The sequence below is a fragment of the Flavobacterium sp. genome (assembly GCF_028712645.1).
In the GTDB taxonomy this organism is placed as follows: Bacteria; Bacteroidota; Bacteroidia; order Flavobacteriales; family Flavobacteriaceae; genus Flavobacterium.
In genome coordinates, this window is record NZ_JAQTPQ010000149.1 from 1 (window position 1) to 8,649 (window position 8,649).

The following is an 8,649-nucleotide window of genomic DNA, read 5'->3' on the forward strand; positions in this document are numbered from 1 at the left end:
TTTAATACATTTATGCTAATAAAATTCCTTTTATAAAAATTTATGAAAACTATCTTTCAATTACTACTTCTATTCCTTTTAACTGCTTCAGTATTAAGAATATTCAAACCAATAAACCACTGTGGATAGTTTCGTCTCCAAGTGGAAATCAAGTTACAAAAATTGATAAAAACGGAAAAACAGTAATTCCAAATGGTCGATTTATAACTCCCGGAGGAAATAACATTACGACTGCGCCACACCCTTATGGATTGACTTTAAGTCCAAACGGGAATGTTGCCGTTACTGCTAATTCAGGTACCAATCCCCTATCAATCACGATTATCAGGAATATTTTATCAAAAAATCCCGAAATACAACAAGTTCCTCCTGGTCCTGCGACTGACAAAGGTGTTTTGGCTTCGGTATTTATGGGTTTAGCCATTTCGCCCGACAACCAAACCATCTATGTTTCGGGTGGACAAACGAACAAAATTTATTTGTTTGACGTGAATTCTGGTGCCAAAAAGGATTCTATAAATTGCTCTTTCAACTCTGAAGAAATTGATTATTCCCATGGATACATTGGGGATATGAAGATGTCTAAAGATGGAAAAACACTTTATGCTGTTGATCAAATTGGTTTTAGAATGGTTGTTTTGGATACAAAAACTCGAAAACTTAAATATTCTGTTCCTGTAGGTCGTTATCCTTTTGGGATTTGTTTGTCGCCAGATGAAAAAAAGGCTTATGTTGCCAATGTAGGAATGTTTGAATACTCCTACATAAAAGACAGAAAAGGAAAAGATGCCAAGATAAAAGCTATCAGCTACCCTGCTTTTGAGTATGGTTCGAAAGAAATGATAAATGGAATCGAAAATGATTCGGTTTCTATTAAAGGTCTAGGAGAAATGAATGCTATCGATGCTTTTTCTGTTTTTGCAATTAATCTTGAAAATTTACAGCAACCCAAAGTAGTTGCAAAAATTAAAACTGGACATTTGGTTGGAGCATTAGTCGAAGGAATTCCTGCCGTGGGAGGTTCAAGTCCCAACTCGATTGTAGCCACAAATGATTATGTGTTTGTTAGCAACGGAACCAACGATAACATTTCAGTGATTTCTATCGAAAAAGATTCGGTTGTCAATACTATTTCTCTTAAACCAGATGCTCGAATGAAACAATTTCGAGGCGTTATTCCTTTTGGATTGGCTTTGAGTCCAGACCAAAAGCGATTGTATGCTGCCGAAGCTGGAATAAATGCCATTGCAGTAATTAATGTTTCTGACCAAAAGGTTTTGGGACATATTCCTACTGGATGGTTTCCTTCGAAAATTGAGGTAAGCAATGATGGAAAAAAACTAATTATTGCTAATGCCAAAGGTTTTGGTAGTGGTCCTAATGGAGGAGCTTCTTATAAACTGAGTGCTGATGGCAGCTACATTGGATCATTAATGAAAGGAACTGTGCAAGTGGTAGCTATTCCAATGGATGAAGAATTGGAAAAATTGACTCAAAAAGTAGTTTCAAATAACTTCAAATTTACGGATGCCGCAGATCCAATTTTCAAAAAAAGAGAAAATAATCCGGTGCCTCTTTATCCAGGAGAAAAAGAAAGTCCAATAAAACACATCGTATTTATTTCGAAGGAAAATAGGACTTATGATGAAATTTTTGGACAAGTAAAAAAAGGAAATGGAGATGCTACAATAGCACGATATGGAGCTAATTCTTCTTTTACAAATAAAGAAAAAACAGACTCACTTTCCAATGTTACAGTTATGCCTAACCACTTGGCTTTGGCAAGACAATTCAGTATTTCGGATAATTTCTATGTGGATTCTGATGTTTCAGCTGATGGTCATCGATGGCTAACGAACACCTATCCCAACGAATGGTGCGAAACCGCAACAGCAGCAAGTTATGGAGGAAACAGAACCTTTAAGGAGGATTCAAAAGCACCTGGTGTTTTTGCAATGAATGGATCGGCAGGAGCCATTTATCCAGAAGATTATAATGAGGCTGGTTCTTTGTGGGATCATTTAGGACGCCATAACGTAGATTTTTATAATTTTGGTTTTAGTATTATGTTTGAACCCGCTCTTTACAAACCTGAATATAAATACACGGGCATCAAGCAATTTGTTAATTTTCCAATGCCAAAACCTCTTTTTGACAGGACTTCGAAAATGTATCCAACCTTCAACACAGACATACCAGATCAGTTTAGGATTAGTCAATTTATTAAAGAATTTAATGCAAAATGGATGGGTGGAAATGAAGTTATGCCACCGTTCACAACCGTTATTATCCCCAATGACCACGGAGCTGATGAGCGTCCAGAGGCTGGATACCCGTTCAGAGAAAGTTATATGGCCGACAATGATTTGGCCGTGGGACGTATTGTCGAATTCCTTTCAAAAACGCCTTATTGGAAAAATATGCTAATCGTAATTACTGAAGATGATGCCCAAAATGGTGTAGATCATATTGATGCACACCGAAGTATACTTATGCTAATTTCTCCTTGGGTAAAAAAGGATTATGTGAGTCATGTTCATTATAGTTTTGGAAGTTTGTTTAAATCGTTTTGGAATATTTTGGATATGCCCTACTTAAACCAATATGATGCTGGCGCAACCGATTTGAGCGATATTTTTGATACTATCCCAAACTACACTCCTTACAATGCCTTAGAAGTTGATTCCAAAATTTTTAGTTCTCAAAAAGCATTATCTCCTTTTGATGAAAAATTGGATTGGAAATCGGTTAAAAGTTCTACAAAAATTGATGATGAAGAAGATATGTTCCAAGAAAGCAAAGAACAGGATAAAAACCGTTTAGAAAACAGGGAGAAAAAGAAATAGCATTTATTCATATCCTTTGTTTTTACATATTATTGCGAATCAAGGATTGAAATAAAACACTACTATTCTTCGGATTAGACCTAACAGGTTTCTAAAACCTGTTAGGTTTGTCTTAAATACCAATCGGATTAGACCTAACAGGTTTCTAAAACCTGTTAGGTTTGTCTTAAATACCAAAAAGTTACAAATTCAGCTCTTGATTCTCATTAGTTACTATTTTCCTAATTTTAGAATTCTTCAATTATGTTGTTGTTTTTATAAAACGATAGGGTTTATCTATGTCCTCCATTACAATATTCTCTACCTTTTTAAGCTTTTTTTCATATTAAATAACATTTAATTAACGAAATTATAAAGCCTTGTTAAAGATTTCATAAAGTCAAAATATTTACTAATAGTAAATTATTTAGCAAATTTGCGAAGTAAAATTTACTAATAGTAACTATTTAAGTATCCGATGAAAAAATTAAAAACATGTATGATTGCATTATTGATGTTGACGACATCATTAATTATGGCTCAAAAAACTACTTTTAAAGGTAAGGTAGTTGACGACCAAAAAGGAACATTGCCTGGGGCAACTGTACTTATTAAAGGAAGTACTATGGGAGTAGAAACTGACTTGAATGGTGATTTTGAAATTCAATTGCCAAAAGGAAATGAGATTCTTACCATCTCCTACATTGGTTACAATTCAGTTGATTTTAATCCATCAAAATCAACAAGTACTTTGATTGTACTTAAAGCAAATTCTGAAAGTTTACAAGAAGTAGTCGTGACTGCTTTAGGTATTAAAAAAGAAAAGAAAAAACTTGGCTATTCTGTTCAAGAAGTGCAAGGTGATTTGGCAAAAGGAAGAGATGCTAATGTTATGAATTCCTTAGCAGGTAAAGTATCTGGATTAATTGTTGCTGCATCATCAGAATTTTTTACAAGCCCTCAATTATATTTACGTGGAAAAAAACCTATTGTAGTTGTAGATGGAGTTCCGTTGGCAACAGACACCTACAACATTAGCCCTGACGATATTGAAAGTGTCAATGTATTAAAAGGAGCAAATGCAGCAGCTTTATATGGTTCAGCTGGAGTAAATGGTGCTATACAAATTACTACAAAAAGAGGAACAAAAAACACTAAAGGCTTTGTTGTAGAGTATAATCATAATTCTTTGTTTCAATCTGGTTTCAATGCAATTCCTAAAACACAAAGTAATTATGGTCCTGGTTCTTATGGGCAATACGCGTTTAAAGACGGTAAAGGAGGAGGAATCAATGATGCCGATTATGATCAATGGGGACCAAAGTTTGATGGGCAATTAATTACTCAATATGATAGTCCATTAGATGCTAATGGTGATTTAATTCCAACTCCGTGGGTAGCGAGAGGTAAAAATAATTTTACCAACTTTATGGAAGATGGATTTCTAATCACTAACAACTTAGCTTTGGCTGCTTCATCTGATAAAGGCAATATTCGTTTTTCAGTTTCCAATACCTATCAAAAAGGTATTAATCCAAATACAAAATTGAATATTTACAACTATAATTTAAGCGGTAGATACAATCTTAGTGATAATACTTGGGTTGATGCGAGTTCAAATTTTAATTTCCAAACGTCTCCAAACAATCCAAATGTGCAATACGGTCCAAATAGTTATTTATATAATATGATTATTTGGGGAGGTCCAGATTATGATGTTAGAGATTTAAGAAACTACTGGCAAAAAGGAAAAGAGGGATTGCAACAAATGAATTTTGAATATACTCGATATAATAATCCATATTTTATGGCTTATGAATGGTTAAGAGGTTATTATAAAAATGACTATTCTGGTCAAATCAGTTTGAATCATAAATTTAATAATGATTTTGATATGGTTTTAAGAACTAATTCGGCAGTGAGTAACTTGTTCAGAAACGAAAAATTCCCTTATTCTATGACTACTTATGGAAGAGAAAAAGCACAAGGGGATTACAAAGAACAATATGACTATAAATTTGAAACCTATTCGGATTTGATGTTGAATTATAACAAAACAATCCAAAATTTTGACATTAAAGCTACTGTTGGAGTCAATACTAACACTGAAAAATATAGAAATTCATACGCTACCACAAACTATTTAATTATTCCTGGTTTATATAACTTAAGTAATACTCAAAGTCCTGTACAACCAACAAATTACAATAGTCATTTTGAGACAAATAGTATGTATGGTTCATTAGATATGTCTTATAAATCATTCTTGTTTTTAGGAGCTACAGGAAGATTTGACAAAGACTCAAGATTACCAAAACAAAACAACACTTTCTTCTATCCTTCAGTAGGTGTAAGTGCAATATTAAGTGAGGTAGTTAAAATCCCTAATGTTGATTACTTGAAAGTTAGAAGCTCATACGCCAAGGTAGGTGGTTCATTAGATATATATAGTAACCTTGATACTTATAGATTAAGAGATCCTTTTACAATAAATGGTTCTACTTATAGCGCAGCTTATGTTGGGGAGATATTGTCAAACCCTAATTTAAAACCTGCATTTAACTCATCAATGGAATTTGGTTTAGAAACTAAAATGTTTAAAAACAGATTTGGATTCGATGTGACTTACTTTGAAAATACAAATGGTCCACAAATCTTCGATTTAAAATACTCAGAAACATCTGGATATCTAGGAAGTAAACAAAACGGTATTACCACTAAAACTAAAGGTACTGAGGTTTCATTCTTTGTAAAACCAGTAAAAAGTGAAAATTTCAGTTGGGATTTTAATGTAAACTGGTCCACTTATAAAGAATATTTAAAAGAAGTTTATCCAGGCATTACCAATAACGGAAAAATTAATATTGGGGATCGTGTTGATGGATTTTACATCAATGATTTTATGAGAACTAATGACGGAACCCTAATTGTAGGTAGTAATGGTAAACCTTTAACAAATTCATACCAAACTAAAGTGGGTTATTACAATCCCGACTGGACATTAGGTGTTACTAATAATGTTAGTTATAAAAGCTTTGCATTAAACTTTAGTTTTGACGGAAGATATGGCGGAAAAATCGAAAATTATGTAAACAAAAAAATGTGGCAAAGTGGAACTCATGAAGGTAGTGATACTCCAGAAAGAGCTAATGATGTCATAGGTGTTAAATCATATGTAACGGATGGTGTTGTTGTTACTGGAGGAGAATTATTGACAGACGGTCAAGGAAATACATTGTCAGATACACGAACTTTTGCACCAAACACTACAAAAATTTATTATCAAGATTTTGCTAAATCGTATAATGGAAATACTGCAGCTAATATTATAGATAAAACTTTCTTTAAACTAAGAGAAGTAAGTATATCCTATAATTTTCCAAAATCAGTTCTAAAAGAATCATTTATTAACGATGCTTCAATTTCTTTGATAGGTAGAGATTTATTGTATTTTTCTAAACACAAAAATATTGATTTAGATCAATTTGTCAAAGAAGGTACATCTCCTTTACAAACACCTACAGTAAAAAGTTATGGTATTAACTTAAACTTAAAATTTTAAAAAAACAAAAATGAAAACAATAAATAATTATAAAAACATACTAATCATTGCAATGATTTTGCTGGTTAGTTCATGTACAAATTTTGATCAATTGGCAAATGACCCAAACAGAGCCACGAGTGTTCCTCCATCAATGCTAATGTCAGAAGCACTGAGAGTTATGAATAACGTTGATGATGAAGGTCCTTGGTCTGATGCGCAAAGAGACAATCAATTTTGGGTAATCTCTTTTGATTATTATGGAAGCCAAGATTATAATTGGGGATCTGCTCCTTTTCGTTATACCACATTGTCAAATGTCGTAGCTATGGAAAAAGAATCTGAAAATTTAGATACTAAAAACAAATATGGCGCATTAGCTAAGTTTTTTAAAGCCTACTTTTTAGACTATATGACTAAACGAATGGGTGATATTCCAATGTCGGAAGCATTAAAAGCAAATACTGCTGAAAAAATCACTCAACCTAAATACGACAGTCAAAAGGATATATACATTGAAATATTATCCCTTCTTGAAGCGTCAAATGATCAGATAACATTGGCACAAAATGAAGTTGGTACTGGAAATGTTGAAGGCGATTTTTTATTCAAAGGCGATTTAAGCAAATGGCAAAAAACCATCAATGCATTTCGTTTAAGAGTTCTAATAGGATTGAGTAAAAAAACAGCTGAAATAGATGTTGTTAATCAATTTAACCAGATTATATCAAACCCAACAAAGTATCCATTAATGACTGGAGCAAGTGATAATATGGCGCGTCAATTTGCTGATGAAAATGGAAATCAATATGCTTTAAACCCAAGTAACTATGGTTTCAATAGAAACAGAAATATTATGGGAGGAACTTATTTGAATATTTTAAAACAAAATAATGATCCAAGAATCTATAAAGTAGCTGACCCTGCCCAGTTTTATTTCGATGCAAATGATCCATTAAACTTAAATGCTTATATTGCTACAAATACAGGTGATGATCAAGGAGCTATGCAAGTAGCATCTGACCAAGGTAAATTTTCTTATCCTAACGAAAATAGATATTATAGCAATTTCAGTGGAGAAGATTATATATTAATTGGATATGCTGAGCAACAGTTTGGAATAGCTGAAGCAATCAATAGAGGTTGGATAACTGGTAATGCTGCCACATATTACAACCAAGGAATTAGAGCATCGATGGAATTTTATTCTGTTTCAGCTAACGATATTGACACTTTCTTAACAAGTTCAAATATTATTTATAAAGGAAATAACACATTAGGTTTAGAGCAAATTCTTAACCAAAAGTATGTTGCCTTTTTTCAAAACTCGGAGAGAGAATCCTATTTTAATTATAGAAGAACAGGTGTTCCAGCATTTAATGTTGGTCCAGCCAATAACAATGGAGGAAAAATTCCTAACCGTTGGAAATACCCGCAAAGTGAATTTGAAACCAATAAAACAAATGTTAATGCAGCATTAACTAGCCAATACGATGGATCTGACGACATCAATGCTACAATGTGGTTGCTCAAATAATCAAGATGCATAAATTAAAATATTTAATTATGACCATAGGGATGCTCTCCCTGTGGTCATGTTTTTCGCAGAAAAATCTAAAACCAGCCAAAGTAAAATATGTTGTTATCATTGGTTTTGACGGATTGAGTCCTGATGGTATAGAACGCGCCCAAACACCTAATTTTCATAAGATTATGCAAGAAGGTGCTTCTACTCTTCATGCCAGAGCTGTGTTACCTACAAGTTCAAGTACCAATTGGGCTTCTATGATTATGGGAGCAGGTCCTGAGCAACACGGCATTACATCTAATGATTGGGAAAAAGATAATTTCACTTTACCAGCAATTGTGCAAAGTGAATATTTTTTATTTCCAACGATTTTTTCTTTAATAAATCAACAAATACCAAACGCTGAAATTGGAGCAATTTATCACTGGGATGGCTTTGGGCGTTTATTCGAAAAAAGTGCTGTTGATTATGATGTAAATCCAAAAACAGAAGATGAAACTGCAAGAGTTGCAAGCGAATACATCATCGCTAAAAAACCGACTTTCACATTCATCCATTTTGATCATATAGATCATGCAGGTCATGAATATGGCCACGGCAGCCCAGAATATTACAAATCAGTCGAAAAGGCGGATGCCTTGTTAGGATTATTATTTCAAGCAATTCAAAAAGCTGGTATTGCTGATGAAACGATGGTTATTGTCACTTCGGATCATGGGGGAATTGGTCACGGTCATGGTGGAGAATCTTTGAAA

General features: G+C 33.4%; 4 protein-coding genes. All 4 read left to right on the plus strand.

Annotation, left to right across the window (positions count from 1 at the left end; translation table 11 throughout):
• Nucleotides 1-251 precede the first annotated feature (251 nt).
• A complete protein-coding gene (locus tag PHC28_RS11900) occupies nt 252-2,846 on the plus strand; it encodes a bifunctional YncE family protein/alkaline phosphatase family protein (protein WP_300100567.1) in 2,595 nt (864 codons plus the stop codon).
• A 457-nt stretch (nt 2,847-3,303) separates the two neighbouring features.
• Nucleotides 3,304-6,387, plus strand: a complete 3,084-nt coding sequence (locus tag PHC28_RS11905; protein ID WP_300100570.1) for a SusC/RagA family TonB-linked outer membrane protein — start codon at nt 3,304-3,306, stop codon at nt 6,385-6,387.
• Nucleotides 6,388-6,397: 10 nt separating this feature from the next.
• On the plus strand, nt 6,398-7,903 hold the full coding sequence (locus PHC28_RS11910) for a SusD/RagB family nutrient-binding outer membrane lipoprotein (RefSeq protein WP_300100575.1): 1,506 nt from the start codon (nt 6,398-6,400) through the stop codon (nt 7,901-7,903).
• A gap of 29 nt (nt 7,904-7,932) precedes the next feature.
• On the plus strand, nt 7,933-8,649 hold a 717-nt coding region (locus PHC28_RS11915; protein ID WP_300100578.1), incomplete at its 3' end, for an alkaline phosphatase family protein.